General features: G+C 70.1%; 9 protein-coding genes. 2 read left to right on the top strand and 7 right to left on the bottom strand.

The window, feature by feature from the left end:
- Positions 1-27: 27 nt before the first annotated feature.
- The 6 genes from BM041_RS13810 to BM041_RS13835 form a co-directional block, all read right to left on the bottom strand.
- A complete protein-coding gene (locus BM041_RS13810) occupies positions 28-1,203 on the bottom strand; it encodes a hypothetical protein (RefSeq protein ID WP_092960367.1) in 1,176 nt (391 codons plus the stop codon).
- On the bottom strand, positions 1,200-2,378 hold the full coding sequence (locus BM041_RS13815; RefSeq protein ID WP_139226055.1) for a hypothetical protein: 1,179 nt from the start codon (positions 2,376-2,378) through the stop codon (positions 1,200-1,202). Before BM041_RS13815 ends, BM041_RS13810 begins: the two co-directional genes overlap by 4 nt.
- Before the next feature lie 398 nt (positions 2,379-2,776).
- Positions 2,777-5,155, bottom strand: a complete 2,379-nt coding sequence (locus tag BM041_RS13820; protein WP_092960371.1) for a hypothetical protein — start codon at positions 5,153-5,155, stop codon at positions 2,777-2,779.
- 97 nt (positions 5,156-5,252) lie between these two features.
- Positions 5,253-6,512, bottom strand: a complete 1,260-nt coding sequence (locus tag BM041_RS13825; protein ID WP_092960373.1) for a phage head spike fiber domain-containing protein — start codon at positions 6,510-6,512, stop codon at positions 5,253-5,255.
- Positions 6,513-6,782: 270 nt separating this feature from the next.
- Entirely contained in the window at positions 6,783-8,276 is a 1,494-nt protein-coding gene (locus tag BM041_RS13830) for a hypothetical protein (protein WP_092960375.1), read from the bottom strand.
- 51 nt (positions 8,277-8,327) lie between these two features.
- Complete coding sequence (locus tag BM041_RS13835) at positions 8,328-8,951, bottom strand: FkbM family methyltransferase (RefSeq protein WP_092960377.1); 624 nt, start codon at positions 8,949-8,951, stop codon at positions 8,328-8,330.
- Between the two features lie 363 nt (positions 8,952-9,314).
- Between BM041_RS13835 and BM041_RS13840 the strand changes: the two genes are divergently transcribed.
- Complete coding sequence (locus BM041_RS13840; protein ID WP_092960379.1) at positions 9,315-11,159, top strand: hypothetical protein; 1,845 nt, start codon at positions 9,315-9,317, stop codon at positions 11,157-11,159.
- 71 nt (positions 11,160-11,230) lie between these two features.
- Positions 11,231-12,217, top strand: a complete 987-nt coding sequence (locus tag BM041_RS13845) for a UDP-glucuronic acid decarboxylase family protein (RefSeq protein WP_092960381.1) — start codon at positions 11,231-11,233, stop codon at positions 12,215-12,217.
- A 7-nt stretch (positions 12,218-12,224) separates the two neighbouring features.
- Here BM041_RS13845 and BM041_RS13850 read toward each other — a convergent pair whose 3' ends face one another.
- Complete coding sequence (locus tag BM041_RS13850) at positions 12,225-15,965, bottom strand: cellulose synthase subunit BcsC-related outer membrane protein (protein WP_092960383.1); 3,741 nt, start codon at positions 15,963-15,965, stop codon at positions 12,225-12,227.
- Positions 15,966-15,967 lie beyond the last annotated feature (2 nt).

The raw sequence follows: 15,967 nt of genomic DNA on the forward strand, positions 1-15,967 counted from the left end.
CAGGCCCCGCCTGCACGCGTGCCTCATTCACCCAGCCGGGTCGGCGGCCCATGCGGTGATGATCCCTGCCAGGCGGGCGGCATTCGCGGTGCGGATGCCGCGCTGTATCAGCGATACCCTCGCGACATCGCCGACCGTCATGTCCAGCCCGCTGACCGGGAGTGCCACGACGGCGGCGGCATCGAGGCCAGGCTTGGCCTGCAGTGCTTCCATCAGGAACTGCACGGGCCCCAGCAGCCTGAAGGTGGCCCCCATCTCCTTGGCGACAGCGTGGCGCAGATCGACGCGCGCGCCGGCGGCCTGCATGGCGGGGATGATGGCCGCCAGGGCGTCCTGTGCCTCCGCCACCCGACCCGACAGCAGGTGGACTCCGGCCAGGACGCACAGCGAACGCACGGCGTTGTAGTAAACCAGCAGCGCTTCCGGATTGTCGCGGAAATCGTGCCGTTGGCCCAGGATCGCGGCCAGTGAAGCCGTGAAGGCTGCGCGGTCCCCGGCAATGGCCGCGACATGCCAGCGCGCGGTCAGCAGGGAGATGCGCATGGCGTCGTTCCAGCCGCTGCGCGGCAGGCCCTCGATCAGGGACAGGACGTCCTCGACGCGGCGCTGGGCATCCGCGGCGGTCACGGCTTCCTCGGCCTCGCAGGCGCGATAGGCCTGGGTTGCCGCCATGGTCATGGCGGCCTCGGTCAGCCGGGACCCGACGGACCAGGGCAGCTGCCGTAGCATCTGCAAGGCCTGGAAGCGCTGCGTTTCCCCGTCCCGGGGCCTCAGCCGCTTTTTCCGCGCCAGGCGCGCGGCTTCGAAGGCGGCCAGGTCCGGGCAGCAGAGCGTCGCCAACTCATAGGCCGGCATCACCTGCGCGGTGACAGGCGATCCTGCCGCATCCTCCAGCGTGATGCCCATGACGGCCTGGGGGAGGGCGCGGAGGTCCAGGCGGGCCACGAAGGCGCCTTGCCGGTCGTCCGAGGCTTGCAGCGACGCCACGGCGAGCAACCCACCCGCCGGCCCGCGGGCGGCAAGGCGAAGCTGCCCCGGCGCCGGATGGGCACCGGACAGGCGGATCAGCGCCCAGCCGCCGCGAATGACGCCCTCTTCCAGTCGGAGCGGCGCCGCGTTGGCGGGGGCCGGTCCCTGCTCCATCATCACTTCCTCGGTCGCGGATGCCGCCATCGCCAGTGGCGCGGCCGCGCCGGACGTCATGACGTGACACGCACCATGGCCGCCTCGAGCGCCGCTCGGGCACGATCGAACAGCCGGCGATTATCGGCGTTGGCAGGTTCTGCCTGGACCGCGGGAAGGATGGCATCAAGCGCCCGGCCGTTTTCTCCGGCCTCGATCAGGGCCTGGGTCAGCACGCGCCGCAGATCCCCGCTCGTCGGGCGAAGGGCCAGGCCACGTTCCGCAGCCTCCACGGCGAAGCGGTGCTGGCGCTGCACGCGGCGGGCGATGCTGAGCCCGCGCCAGGGCGCCGGATGGTCCGGGGAGAGGTTGGTGGCAGCGGTGAAGACCTCCACCGAACGGTCGACCTGCTTCCGCTTCAGCAGCGCATAGGCGTAGTCCAGCTGGAAGACGACCTCCTGCGGGCGCAGCGAGGTGGCAGTGTCCAGGCAGTGGAGCGAGAGAGCCGGGCGACGATGACGCGCGGCGCGGAGGCCGAGTTCATACCAGAACCGGCCCGCCTTGCGGCGCTTGTCGCGCCACAGGGCGCGCCAGCCTGGAACGTCGAGGCTGCCCGCCATGGCGCTGAAGACCAGGTCTGTGAGGAGGCCGGCCTGCTGGAGCGTATGCGCGATGACGTGCCCGCCATCGACACAGGGCAACAGCGTTGTCCGCGGCGCCATGGCGAACATGGCGGCGTGGGGTGCGTCAAGGCTGGCCGGATCGAAGACCAGGTACTTCTGCGCATCGGGGGAAAGGCGGCTCGCCAGGTCGTCATGGACGAAGTCGATACGCTTGGCTTCGGTCGCCCAGCGCTTCTCATGCGGTGGCGTCGCGGGGTTGGCGCTCCATTGCGGCGCCAGCATCAGCACGTTCCGGGCGCCGAGGTCCCTGGCATAGAGCGCCGCGCCGAAGCCGCCCATGCTGGAGCCATAGGTCATCACCGGAGGGCGGCCCGAGTATTCCAGCACTTCATCGACCGCCGCGATCGCCGCCCGCACGGACGGGGGCTGCCACCAGTGGTTCCAGCGGGCGATGAGGTGGATGGCGGGCACGCCATGCTTGGCGAAGAAGGCATCGCCGAAGCCATTGTTATGCACGTTGAGCGAGGAGAAGGTGACGACGCAGGCATGCCGCCCGTCACCGGGATGGCGGACCACCCGGACATCCGGGCTTTCGAAGATCTCCTTCACGGCCACCGACCGGAGAGCAGCCATCCGGCGGTTTCACACCCATGCTCACGGTAGCAACGCGTCATGCTTGAACGACATCCTTGAGAAGGCGCTGCGTCTGCAGGGTGGTGGAGGCCGGGAGGCGGAGTTGCAGTCTGGAAACGCGGCGGGATGCTGAAGTCGCCTCCGTTTTTCTTCTGCTTCTCGTCCAGCGGAACGAAGAAGGCCATGCGAAAGCGGCCGGCATGCTGGCTGATGCTTGTCGTCCATCGCGTCATTGGGGGAGGGCTCGGCACCTGTATGCCTGGCGTACCGTCCGCTCCGACACCGAGCGGCCGCATAGGTTCCGTGATGGCTCCGCTGCCGATCGGCGCTTTCCCCATGATCAAGCGGGGTAGGACGACCGAATGCTCGTGCATTTGGGATCGCACGGTGTCTGTCCGTTATCGGCGGCCGACCTCGACGCGGGACTTGCCTTGCGTCTCAGTGCTTGAGTTGAAACCACGGTCGAGCGGCGCTTCATGACGGGGATGCTGCGTTGATGCCGCGGCGTCTGCGCTATCCGCCGATGCAGTCGCCACGACCTCGAATGTCAGGGTTGGGCGCTGATCGACATTCCGCTCGAACCAGCGAATGTATTCGAAGACCGGATCGGCGGAGACCTTGTAGCGTCCGGGCGCGAGCTTGGAGGTCGGGAGTGTTCCGGTGAGTGTCACGGTCGCTCCCGCCGGGAAGCCGCCTTCCGGAACCGCCCAGCGGGGTTCGGCGACCTTTCGGATGCCATCGGCGGCCTCCGCCGTGATGACAAAGCCGGCCAGCAATGCGGCGTAGCCTTCGAAGGCGTCCGGATAGCCGCGCGCGCCGGGATTGTGGACTTCCAACTCCAGGCGGAGCTCGCTGCCGGCCGTCAGAACTGGCCCATCGGCAAGCCGGAGCGAGACCTGCAGGCCCAGGGGGGCGAGAGCGTTGACGAAGCCCCGCAGCCGCTCCTTCAACGCCGCATGTTCCGGCAAGCGCAGGTTGGGGACTTGCTTCAACGTCGGATTCGCGGGCTGCGATGCTGCGGCCTCGGGCGCTGGTGCGCTCACCGGCATCGTAGATGCCTTCAGCGTTGGCGCGGGATGGGACTCCCAGGCCGCCAGGGTGCCTTCGGCGCCTGGCAGCATCAGCGCCGCGTAGTGGTGGAGGACGGCCTTCGCGGGGCCCTGGCAGTGGACCGTATGGAAGCGGATGAAGCGCTGTGCGCCGCCTTCCTCCCGGAAATGCAGGCGGCCATCCTGGAGGTAGGGCCGCTTCAGGGCCCGTCCGAGCACGATCGGCGCCAGTTCGCCCGGTGCGCCGACCTCAAGGCCATTATCCAGTGTCGAAGCCTGGTCGAGACCGCCATGAAAGAGCTGGGCATATTGGCTGACCACCACGCCCTTGGTGGTGTCCCGGTAGTGGTAGAACATGTGCATGTCCTGGAAGCTGCGCGCCTCCCGGCCTGTCACCATGCGACCCAGGCTGTTCACGAAGGGGATGATTTCGTCCCTGGGCCGCGCATAGACGCTCCGCATGCAATCAGCCAGGCCGGCGAGTGCCATGCGGTCTCGCACCGTCGTCGTCCAGGTCCAGTCATTCATGCCGTAGCCTGGCGGCATGGCGGCGATGATCTCGCTGGCCGAGGAGAAGGCGAGGGCGTCGCTATCGATCACGACGCATTGGTCGATGCGGTTCTTCCGGCAGAATTCCTCGACGACGAGCCAGCGTTGGAAGCTGAACAGCCCATAGATGGGTTCACTGACGGAGTGGTGCACGTAGCTGGGCGCGAAGGCGGCGGCGGACTCGAAATAGTCGCTGATCGCGGCATAGCGGCCGATCCCGATCGTCGCGGTCGTATCGTCGCCCAGCAGGACCACGTTGTTGGCGCCGTTCTGCAGGGCGAGGGACGCCGCGCAGAGCGCGACGTAGTCCTGCCCGCCGCGATGGACGACGATGAACGGGGGATGATCCTTTGCCGCGCGTGCCGCCTTCTTCGCCGGCGCCACGGCGCGCCGGCGCATCTGGTCGCTGACCTTCACGCGCTTGCCGGCATCCGCAGCCACCAATGCTGCCAGGCTCCCGGCGGGCGCGCCCTCGGCAACCGTCACCGCGCGGGCAAAATCCTGGGCGGCATAGAGCATCAGAGCGGCGCCTTCGCGCAGGAGCGGTGCCGCATCCGGCTGTTCTGCCACCGCCCTGGCGCGTGCCGCCAGGACATCGAGAGGCCGCTTGCCACCGAGATGCGGCCGCGATCCACCGAGGCCGGCGAGGAACTTGATGAAGAAGGACCGCTCGATCCCTCGATGCAGCAGGTGTCCCAGGATCGCGATGGCGAATTCACCGCCGCCATTGATCGCGTCGGCCTGGAGGCCTTCAAGAAGCTGCCGGTCGGGCACGGTGGGCAGGAGATCGAAGCGCCCCAGCAGGGTCGCCGCGGCGTCGGCGGCGAAGGTCGCCTCTGGCCCTCGGCCCATCGCCGCGCAACGGCGCGCCACCCTCCAGAACTCGATCACCAGGCGATGCGCCTCGGTCTCCGTCACGCCGTCGATCAGCGCGGCCCGGTTTGGGATGGCATCTGCCAGCCGGCCCAGCATCAGGAGGGCCACGACCTTGCGCAGAAGAACGGGCCGAGGGACCGCGTCGGCAGGCAGGGCCGCGACCAGCGGCAGGACATCCTCCGTCCGTCCCGCCTTGATCAGCGCATCAAGCTGCCGGACCAGTTGCTCATGCCGCACCTCGCCCTGCCTGCCGGACTTCCCGTCCCGGGCATTCACGTTTTCCGAGGCTGCGACGTCGGTCATGCCCGTTGAAATCTCCAAGGCGGCAAGCGTTTCGCAGTCCATAGTATGGGAATGCACGGCCACGCGAAAGCCGGAAGCCCTTGCCGCCCCTGCTGGGTCATCCGGGAAGGGCTGCCGTGAAGGCGCCGAGGCGGGCATCCGCGATGGTGAACGGCAGCAGGTGCAGGTGGCGCGTCTCGCCGAACATCGCCGCCAGCCCCGCCGCGGTGGTGCCAAGGCGGAGCGCCGCCAGGCCCGATACCGCACCACCCGTGACCGCAATCGGCGCCCCGCCATTCAGCGACAAGGCGGCCCTGCCGGCGCCATCGATGCTGAGTCCAAGCCGGAACACCGTCCCGGCGGTCATGCTGCCGGCATCGGATTGCGCGGTGGCGCCCGCCAGCCCCCGCTGCAGCCGGATGACGGAACCGCCAGCTGCGTTGAGAACGGTGTAGCGGTTGTTCTCGTCCCCGCCATCGATCTGCAGCAGTGTCTGGGATGCGCCGGCGCCGGCGGCCTGGGGGATGACGCCGCACCAGCCGAGCGTCGCGCGCCCGTTGCCGGCGATGCCCAGCGCCGACAGGGTGGCGCTGACCAGGTCGGTGCCCCGCGTCACGGAGGCCGGGGAACCCGCGAGCGGCAGGATCGGTGTCGATGCCGCGGGGCCTTGTTCCAACTGGATTCCGGCGAAACGCACGCTGACATCCACCGGCTGGCCGGACGTCACGGCGAGCCGCCAGCGGACGATGATGCTGGTGGCGCCGCCAGCCGCCGTCACCGTGGCAGACCGCCGCGTCGTTCCCAGCGTGGCCGAGGCCAGGGTGTAGGTGGCATTGGTGGTCCCGGTGCCTGCCGTCGCCGCGAGCGTGGCGTTGCCGACATTCGCCAGGCTCCCGGCGGAGACGCGGCTGAACAGGGAGTAGGTCCAGACCTGGCCGTCGCTGGCCGGAGAGGCGACGTCATGGTTCACCTGGACGGTGCCGGTCGAGGTCGGCGTGCCGAAGAACCGGATATCGACATAGGCCAACCCATCCTCGACCCCGGTGCCGGTGACCGCCGTGGACAGGCCGAGTGTTCCGGCAAAAGACCAGAAGGTCGGCAGCGTGCCCGGCGTGCCGATGACGGCACCTTCGCAGCGTGGATTCCGCAGCAGGTTGGCCCGCTGCCCCTCGACCAGCAGCCGGGACGCACTGCCATGCGTCCGCGCCTGGTTCCCCCCGAACTCCGCCCAGGTCGCGCCATTGCTGGCTTGCGCGGTTGCCAGCGTCGCCACCTGCGCCCGCTGCAGGGTCAGGGGGGATCGGAGGACGCCGGCGAGGACAAGGGGACGGCCGGTGGCGTTGCTGATGCCGGTGACGGCATGGATGGCGGCAGTCATGCGAAACCTTTCCTGGCATGCCGCCCCGATGACCTGGGCATGCGGATGCCCATGTGCGACCGGGCCAGCCCGGGTGATGGCCGGGATGGTCCGTGAAAGGACGGCGGATTGACTGGATCTAGGGGGCGAAGCGACGGTGCCGAGCGCGATGCCCTGTGAGGGCAATGCGGGCAGACCTCCGGCCTTGGCCTGCCTAACTAGGACGCCTTCGGGGTCGAGTGCAAGAAGTATTTCCTAGTTCGCCGCGCACTGGGGAGGGGGCGGTGACTGTCAGCCAGGCTCCAGCGGCAGGATGGGGCCGCGTGAGAGCACCTCCTCCAGCACGGCCAGCAGCGCCGGGATCTCCACATGGAAGCGTTGCCGGTGCGCCTGCTCGTCCATCGGCGGCACGGCCGTGACGGCACTGGCGGGCACGGTAAAGGCATGCGCGGGGTCAAGGTAGCGGGCTGACCGGATGACGGCGTCGTTCACCACCGATTCGATATGATAGGTAATGGTCGGAACCGCCAGGGCGCAGGTCGGCAGGATGGTGGCCGTGCCGTAGGTCGCCAGCGCGATCCGGCAATCCGTGGCGAGGCCGATCTTGTCCTCGATGGACCGCCCATACAGCACGACTTCCTCGAACCGGGCGGGGCAGGCCTCACGGATGGCGGTGGCGATGCTGGCGATCCGGCCGCAGACGGCGTGGTCCCTGGGGCCCGGCACATTGCCCGCCGCGACAGTCCAGCCATCCCAATAGACGGTCAGGGACGCACCCAGGCTGGCCGCTTCCCGGCCCAGCCGTTCCAGACAGGCCGCGAAGGCCGGGATCTGGTTGTCGAAGCGCATCCGCTCCGCATCGACGGAAACCAGGACGCCGAGGACGCGGCGCCCCTCCTGCCCCGTGTCAGCCGACCGAAGACGGGAGACCCAGCCGAAGCTGGTATTCGTGATGCGCCTGTCATTCAGGCGGCATTGGAGGCCGAGGCTGCACAGGATGGCGGGCGCTTGCTCCAGCGGCACGGCGAGGACCGGGTAGTTCCGAAGTTCCGGGAAGACGCGAAGCGGGTCCACGAAACTCCGGTCGCTCAGGACCGTCAGGAGATGTCCTGCCTTGAGGAACGGGAGGATGAGTTCTTCGAGGTTCCGTTCGAGAAATCCGAGAGTCTGCGCCATGAAGTGGGAGGGCCGTGCCTCCCCGACGATGAAGGCGCGTCGCGCTGTCGGCCGGCCGGCCGCGTCCAGCCAGGCGAGGAAGGCGGCCGGCTGCTCAAGCACCAGATGAAGAAGCTGGCGGAAGGAAAGCGCGAAGGTGGAGGTGTTCTCCCGCAAGGCGAGCAGCGTCTGCTGCTCCGGGTACCAGATGCAGATGGGGGAGTTTGCCTCCAGGATGAGGATGCGCAGAGGCGCATGCTGCAGCACGACCCATTGCAGCCATCGAAGGCGCGAGCCGAACAACTCGCCGACCGCTGGAAGCACGGCGCCGTCGAGCGGTGAGTAGAAACGGCCCATGCGCCCCGTGAAGAAACGCTTTGTCGTATCCGCAAGCCTGGCGTCCCAGGCCTTTGGTCCGCGCCCGTAATGCGTGGCGATCATGCGGCCCAGCTCGGCGCGGCCCGTCGCACTGGCATCGGCGCCGGCACCGAAAGGATTGACGATCCGTGTCTGGTCGATGAGCGCCGCGATGCCATGCGTCGCAGGGTCGCGCGGCGTTCGGCGATCGCGCAGATGGCGAGGATCGATGCCGAGCAGGGTGGCGAGCCTGGCAGGCACTTCGTCAGTCACCGCGGTCTGTCCGATACTGAGCCGAGATCGTGGCAACCGAGACGGCGTGGCTCACTTCCAGTCGAGGAAGATGTGGTTGAGGTTGCGCTCCGCGATCACGTTGCGGACATGTTTCATCGGTTCGCGAGAGGAAGGGACCTTCCGCTCATGCGTCTCCACCAGGCAGACGCTGAAGCGATCTTCGAGGTTCTGGTCGAGGATTTCCTTCAGCAGTTCGCCCTCGGCACCCTCGATATCGATTTTGAGCACCGCCGCCGGTGCGGGAAGTGCCCGCAGGAAGGCAGGGAAATCCACCAGTTCCACGTCATGGCCGCCGCTACCGTCCACGTTGATCTTGTCGGCGAGCAGGGATGATGACTGGGTTCGCTCCACTGATGCCTCCTCCCGCGTCTCGTGGAAGAACAGCTTCGCGGTGCCCGCTTCCTTCCAGACCGCCTTGTTGTGGAGCGTGACGCTGGCGTTGCCGGCCAGCCGATCCTTCAGCATCCCGAAGGCAAGGGGGTCCGGTTCGAAGCAATGCATGACACAGCCGCGGGCTGCGAAGCGGGCTGCGACGGAACCAATGTTGGCGCCGCAGTCGACGACAATGTCGCCCGGTTCCAACAGAGCCAGAAGGGCAGCGAACCTCTCCTTGCGGTCGGTCAGCGCCAGGACAGCATCGATACCCTGCTTCATTGATGACCTGCTTTCGTCTCTGTTGAGCCAGAATGCTGCGGGCCCGGGCAGAAGCCAGGCACATCAAGCCTTGATGGGATACCACAGTCAGGTAGCGTAACAGTCAGGCGGCGCGGGGTGATCGGCAGCCCCGTCCGGGTAGATTGGCTTCAGCCGGTCCCTGCATCCTACCAGACGCGCGGGACGCGGCGGCGGACACAACCTGTGCCCGCTTCCATTCGCCTGTGGGTAGTGAGCATATCCGAACCGGCTGTTCAAGCCTTCGCCGCTGCCCCGTGGCGGCCGTGGCGCCGTACGACACGCGGCGCAGGGCGGGGGCGCGGCGGCGCGTGTCTGCATGGGTCTCGCCGGGAGTTAACCGCCATGTCCCGTCACCTCCTCGCTCGTCGAGCAACCTTTTTCCTGCCCCTGGCGGCGGCGCCGGCCACCTCCGCGCTCGCTGCCGAGGCGACAGCCACGCCGTCGCCATCCCTGGCGCCATCCCTCGCACAGTCCCGCCTGCTGCCCGCGGCGCCGCTGGCGGCGGAGGAGGGCGCCGCCGCAGCCCGGCAGGGCGCGCTCGCGCTGCAGGCCGGGGATTGGCGCCTGTCCACCCATGGCGACCTGGCCGCGGCATACCTCAACACCATCCCCACCTTCCGCCAGGCGGCCGGGGATGATGCCCGGCTACGGCCCATTGGCGATGAACTGCGCGAACGCGTGGCATTCACGCAGTTCGAGACAGCGGGGCGCTCGGCCGGAGAGGCCATTGCCGCCGCGATCGACTATCTCCGCCGGAACAATGGTGCGGTGGGCGGCGAAGTGATCCTGCCGCAGGGGCGCCCGATCCAGGTCGTGGCGCCCATCGCGGCGGCGCCCGGGGTGCTGGTCCGGGGGCCGCGCCTGATCGAGGTGCCGCGTTTCCCTGCCGTCAGCCTGGGTGTCTTCGACGTTGACGGGGCGGATGACTTCGCCTTGGCCGATATCGGCTTTTCCCTGGGGCGGCGCTGTTCGCCGGTCCGGGTCCGGGGCAATGCCGCCGGCTTTTCCGCCCGCGGCCTTCGCATCCAGGAGGGGCGGAGCATCTGGTTCCAGCGTGCGCGCCAGGCACGGCTGATGGATATCGTCGCGCGCGGCGGCACATCGGTCATCGGTGCCGGCGCGGGCCCGGATGACCGGATCGAGGATGTCGTCGCCACCGGGATCCAGGGATATGACCTCCACGACGAGGCCATCGACCTGAACTTCAACGTCCGCAGCTTCCACCTGTCCGGCTTCACCTTCCGGCGGTGCAGCCTGGCCCGGAATGGGGAGGTGATCGACATCGGCGGCGGCGATTGCGGCGACATCAGCATCGCCAACGGGCTGATCGATTGCTCCGGCTCGACCCACAGCGTCGCGGGTATCCGCATCAAGCAGGGCACGCGCAACGTCAACGTCACCGGCGTCCACATCGTCAACGGCAAGGCCCAGGGCGGCATCGGCATCCACGTGACCCACGCCACCAACCTGGCGATCGGCGAGACCAGCGTGGACAACAGCTTCGGCCGGGGCTTCTTCTCGGAACCCGGCGTCAGCGACGTGACGTGGCGGGGCGGGCGCTGCGACAGCCCGATCGTCGTCAACGGCAGCAGCGACCTTCGCTTCGACATCAGCCATGACGGCGGCGGCAGCGAATCCCGCAGCCCCGCCTTTTCCTTCGGCTTCGGCGCCAGGCGGATCAGCGTGTCCGGCGTCGTGCGCAACCGGCCGATGGCCCCCGCCGTCGTGGTCGGGCATGGCCGCGGCGGGGCGGTCGATTGCACGGTCTCCGACCTGACGGTCCAGGGCGCGCAGCGCGCCGTCGCCGCGCAGGACGGATGCCACCGGCTCAGCGTCTCCGGCCTGCGGGCGCAGGACATGGCGATGGAAGCGGTCCTGCTGGCGCCGGGCTGCCGCAACACCCATCTCCGCGGCATCATGGCCCTCGATGGTTCCGGCAGCCGGCCGGCGGCCTTCCCGGCAATCCGCCTCGGCCGGGACTGCCATGGCACCGTGCTGCGCGACATCACCGCGCGCGACACGCGGGAAGGTGCGGGCCGCACCAGCGGACCGGCCCTGATCGTCGATGGCCCGTGCCAGGGCGTGATGGTGGATGGCGTTCTGGGCGACAACCTGCCCGCCGCCACGCAGATCGGCGTGGACCGGCTGCAGGGCAGCGCCGTCGGCGCGGTCCTGACCATCGGCTGAGCCGTGTGCATTGGGAATCCCTTCAGCACTTCCTGCGAAGGTCGCCCGTCCTAGAATGGGATTTGCGGGCCATGCGTCATTTCCGCCGTCGCGTGCTGGTCACAGGCGGGGCCGGCTTCATCGGCTCCCACCTGTGCGAGCGCCTGCTACAGGCCGGGCACCACGTGATCTGCGTGGACAACTTCTTCACCGGGGTGCGGGAGAATGTGGCCGGGATGCTGGCCAACCCGTATTTCGAGTTGATCCGCCACGATGTGACCTTCCCCCTCTCGGTCGAGGTGGATGAGATCTACAATCTGGCCTGCCCGGCATCCCCCATCCACTACCAGCAGGACCCGGTGCAGACGACGAAGACCAGCGTGCTGGGCGCCATCAACATGCTCGGCCTGGCGAAGCGGCTGAAGGTGCGCATCCTCCAGGCCTCGACCAGCGAGGTCTATGGCGATCCGCAGGTGCATCCGCAGCCCGAGGGCTACTGGGGCAACGTCAATCCCATCGGCCCCCGCGCCTGCTACGACGAGGGCAAGCGATGCGCGGAGACGCTGTTCTTCGACTACCACCGCCAGCACGGCGTCCCGATCCGCGTGGCGCGCATCTTCAACACCTATGGCCCGCGCATGCATCCGAATGACGGGCGCGTGGTGTCGAACTTCATCATGCAGGCGCTGACGGGTGCGCCGCTGACCATCTTCGGCGATGGCAGCCAGACCCGGTCCTTCTGCTTTGTGGACGACATGGTGACGGCGCTGGTCGCGCTGATGGAATCCAATGATCCCGCGGCGGTGGGGCCCATCAACATCGGCAACCCCGGCGAATTCACCATGCTGGACCTGGCGGCGCTGGTGATTCGCCTGACAGGGTCGCGATCCCGCCTCGAATCCCAGCCCCTGCCGCAGGATGATCCGCGCCAGCGCCGGCCGGACATCACGCGGATCGGCCAGTTGGCGGGCTGGGTGCCGGAAGTGGGGCTGGAGGACGGGCTGCGACGGACGATCGCCTATTTCCGCGCGCAGCACGACATCGGCACGATGATCCGGGCGGCGCCCCGCGCCGCCTGAACCGTCTTCAGAACCGGTTGCGCAGCCGCAACTGGAACCGCGTCTCGTCGAAGTTGGAGGCCTTGTCGTAGCGCAGCGCGGCCCCGATGGAGAGGCTGTCATTCAGCGCATAGTCCAGGTCCGCCCGGATACCACCCACGGCGCCGGCCTGCGACTGGCCGCGATAGGTGGCGGACACCGCCTCCGACGTGCCGGCCGTGGCATTCGCCTGGGACTGGAGGCTGGCCTGGGCGCCCGCATCGTTCGGGAAATAGGGCGCCGAATCCTCCCGCCATGCGGCGTAGCCCAGCGTCGCGCCCAGCCGGTAGGTCAGGTCGCCGTTCCGCCCTCGGTAGTCCACCGGCAGGTTCAGCGCCGTGTACTGCTGCGGCGAGAAATAGCCGCCATGGCCGAGCGTGAAGTACCGAAGGTTCCGCTGATAGGCGAGGTAGACGAGGTCGAGCCCCGTGCGGATTTCCGTGTCCCCGCTGCGATAGAGCGGGATGGACACGCCGGCGCCACCCTCGATCCGGCTGTTGGAGACGACGCCGCTGCCATCGAGGATCGCGTAGCCACCGCCGGCATAGCCGTAGCCCGACCCCAGCGGGATCTCCACCTGCGCCCGGCCGCCCGTGCGCAGCACGGGGCCCCAGCTCGCCCCCGTCCGCGTATCCGTCACGCCGGCATAGGACAGCACGCTGTCATTCATCGCCCGGCGTTCCGCCGTGAAGCGCAGCCGGATGCCGTCATCGGTGATGCGGGGCGAGATCTCCACCCCGCCGACGATGTTGGAGGTCGGGAACCCGATGGGGGTGGAGCCGACGTCGATCCGACCCCAGTCGCCCCGCTGATACGCCACGCCGAGGCCGACACCGGCGGCGGAGCCCGAGGGGATCGGCGGCAGGGCGGTGGGGGAGGAGAGCGCCGCGGTGCCGAAGCGCCGCCGCGCCTGGGTGGAATTCTCGACCGAGCCTGAATCGATCGCGGTCGGCTCCGCGAAGACCGTCAGGCGCCCGCCCACGATCGGCGCCGTCACCACCGCCTCCAGCCTCGTCGAGACCTCCGCCAGCTTGTCGAGGCCGTTGTCGCCCGACCGCATCCGGCCGCCGACGATGGCCGCCATGCTTGGGCCGATGTCGTCGCGCAGCGAGGCCAGTTCCTGCTCGATCTCCCGCGTCAGGCGGTCCACCGGCGCGCCGGTGGTGGCCCCGCTCGCGGTGCTGGCCGCGCGGCCGAAGGGGTTCTGTGCGCTGGCGCCGACCAGGCCGGACGGCGCCGGCCCGCGGGTAAAGCTGCCAAGCTCTGCCGCCCGCTGCCGCAGCGCCGCTTCCAGCGCCTGGCGCGCGCGGGGGCCATCGCCGGCATCCCGCGCGACGCGGGCTTCCAGCAGCAGCACCCGGGCGTCGGATGGCATGGCGCTCTGCCCCTCCGCCAGCAGCCTGGCGGCGCGGGCGCGGTCGCCGGTGGCGATGGCGGCCTCGATGGCCGTGCGGCGGGCATCGATGTTGCGGGGGTCGCGCATCAGCGTCGCCTCCGCCACGCGCAGTGCCTCCGCCGGTTGCCGGGCGCCGAGGTAGAGGCGGGCCAGCGCAAGCTGCGCGTCCCGGTTCTCCGGCTGGGCGAGGGCGGGGCGCAGCCTTTCGAAGGCCTGCACCTGGTCGCCGGCCTCGTTCAGCCGGTCCGCCGCGCGGATGGCGGCGCCGCTGCGCAGCACGGCCAGATCCCGCCGCACCTCGGCGCTCGGGTTGCCGGCTTCGATCTCCGCTGCCACCGCGGTGGCTTCCGCTTCCAGCCCCGCGGCCAGCAGGGCGCCGGCGATGGCGACGCGCGCCGGCACCTGGCCGCGATTGGCGACAACGGCCACGCGGCCGGCCTCCGCCGCGCCGATCCGGTCATTGGCATCGGAGAAGGCGCGGATGACGGCGCCGGCGGTGCTGCCGGTGGGGTCCGGCCGCGCGGCCAGCGACAGCAGCTGGGATCGTCCATCGAGCGGCGAGGCCGCCATCATCGCCGCCGCGGCCACCACCTCCCGCTGCGTGCGGATGCGGGTGGCGAGCCGCGCCATATCCGCCGTGCGGCGCCCCTGCGGGATGCGCGCCAGCAGCGCGTCGGCATCCGGCGTCCGGCCGTCCTCCTCCGCCAGCAGGGCGGCGGCGTAGATGTTGTCCGGCGTCGGCGTGCGGGAGGCGAGTTCCTCCACCAGCGCCCGGCCTTCGGAGCCGCGCCCCTGGCGCCGCAGCGCGCGCGCCAGGTCGAGGCGGATCCAGGGGTTCTCCGGCGCCGCCGCCATGGCGTTGCGCAGCAGCACCGCCGCGGCGCCGGGGTCGGCGACGCGGGCGGCTTCGGCGCGGAAGGCGGCGGCGGCGGCGGGCAGGGGGGGCGTGCCGCCCTCGGCCCGGAAGCCATCGCCTTCCGGCACCGCGGCGATGCGCGGTTCCCCGGCGGCGCGCGGCTCCGGGGCGCGCCCCTGGGCCCGCAGTGCCTGGGTCAGGCCGGCCTGGGCCGGGGGGAAGCCCGGGCGGCGGGACAGGGCGGCGCGGTAGCGGGCCTCCGCCGCCACCGGATCGCTGCGGCGCATCGCGATGTCGCCCAGCAGGGTCTCGATGTCGGACCGGTCATCCACCTCACGGATCGCGGCGCGACGGGCGGTGGTCTCGGCGGCGTCCAGGTCGTTGCGGCGCAGCAGGGCGCGGGCGGTGGCGAGTTCGTCGCCATAGGCCGCGCCTTCGAAGGCGCGCTGCCATTGCCGGCCGCCCTGCGGGTCATTCGCCATGGCGCGGCCCAGCAGGTCCCGCGCCTCCGCCAAATTGCCTTCCCGCAGCCGGATGATGCCGAGGCCGCCGAGGCTGTCGGCATCATTCGGGTCGCGCGCCAGCAATTCCTGGAAGCGGCGGGTGCTGTCGCCGATAGCACCGGCCTCCAGCCGCTGGAAGGCGAGTTGCCGCCCCGCGGCCTCCGGGTCCGGCGCCGCGGCGGTGCGGGTCGAGGCGCGGAGCGTCTCCACCCGCCGGCGCATCTCGGGATCGTCGGGGTAGCGCTGGAGGAAGGCTTCCGCCGCGGGCAGCATGGCCGGGTCGTTGCCGGAGAAGCCGATGGCCGCCGCCCAGGCCCGACGCGCTTCCCCGCCTACCTCGGGCAGCGCCGCCAGGGCCTGCAATTGCTGGATGCCCTGCAGGCGCGTCGCCGGATCGAAGGTCAGCGCCTGCGCAAGGGCCAGCCGGGCGCGTGCCGTGGCGTTGGGGCGGGCCGCCAGGCGGGACAGCGCCTCGATCCCCTCCTGCCGCGTGGCGGGCGCGCCGGAGAGGGCCTGGGCGTATTCCAGCGCATAGGCATCGGGTGGCGCCTGGTTGCCGAACAGGGCGCGGTAGCGCTGCACGGCGGCGGCGGCGCGGCCTTCGCTTGCCAGGCGGCGCGCTTCCTCCAGCCCCTGGCGGTCCACGCCGCTGGCGCGGATGGCGTCCTGCACCTCCTGCACCTGGGCGCGGTTGCCGCCCTGGCCGAGGCGCGCGAGATAGGCGCTGGCCGCTTCCCGGTTGCCGCGCGCCACCTCGATCCGCGCGGCGACGGCGAGCGCCTGGGGGTTGTTGGGCTCCGCCGCCAGGGCGCGCTCGATCGGCGCCACGGCCAGGTCCACCCGGTCCTGCGCCAGCCAGCGCTCCGCCTGCCGGACGAGGATGGCGATCGCGGGCGAACCGCCACCCGCTTCCTGCGCCGCGGCGGGCAGGGCGAGGGCGGAGGCCAGCAGGGCGAGGCGGAGCGGGGCGCGCATCG

The sequence above is a fragment of the Falsiroseomonas stagni DSM 19981 genome, from assembly GCF_900114315.1.
GTDB lineage: Bacteria > Pseudomonadota > Alphaproteobacteria > Acetobacterales > Acetobacteraceae > Falsiroseomonas > Falsiroseomonas stagni.